The sequence below is a fragment of the Cohnella fermenti genome (assembly GCF_004801405.1).
In the GTDB taxonomy this organism is placed as follows: Bacteria; Bacillota; Bacilli; order Paenibacillales; family Paenibacillaceae; genus Cohnella; species Cohnella fermenti.
This window is the reverse complement of the sequence record NZ_SSOB01000131.1, coordinates 1-498: the sequence shown is the minus strand read 5'-3', so window position 1 is coordinate 498 and position 498 is coordinate 1. Positions and strand designations below refer to the sequence as shown.

General features: G+C 50.6%; 2 rRNA genes. Both read left to right on the top strand.

From position 1 onward, the window contains the following. Positions 1–64 (top strand): 16S ribosomal RNA (locus tag E6C55_RS33335); the annotation flags it as partial. Positions 65–393: 329 nt separating this feature from the next. Next, a 23S ribosomal RNA gene (locus E6C55_RS33330) occupies positions 394–498 on the top strand; the annotation flags it as partial.

The window sequence follows — 498 nt, the reverse complement described above, 5'->3', positions numbered from 1 at the left end:
GATGATTGGGGTGAAGTCGTAACAAGGTAGCCGTATCGGAAGGTGCGGCTGGATCACCTCCTTTCTAAGGAGCCCTTCGGGGCAATATGAGTAGTACATTCATTACGCTCGAGTTCAGTTTTGAAGGAGCAAGCGACTTCGGTCGATTGCATTCTTCACACACCTTGTACCTTGACAACTGGATACGAAACGATTAGCGCAATTTAGAATGTATCTTCTGCCTTAGTGTTTGGCTACGAGCGAAGGAAGATCGCAATGAACGAGTTTTTCTCAACTAGATGAAGCTGCTCTTGCAGCGGCGTTAGGTTGAGAACCATACGAGTGAATGCGAACTTCCGGAGCGATGGTTGACAACCTCCCTAATAGCCTTCGGCTAACGGGAAGTTGCAACGTGGTTAAGCTAATAAGGGCGCACGGAGGATGCCTAGGCGCCAGGAGCTGAAGAAGGACGCGGCGAACAGCGAAATTGCCTCGGGGAGCCGTAAGCAGGCGTTGATC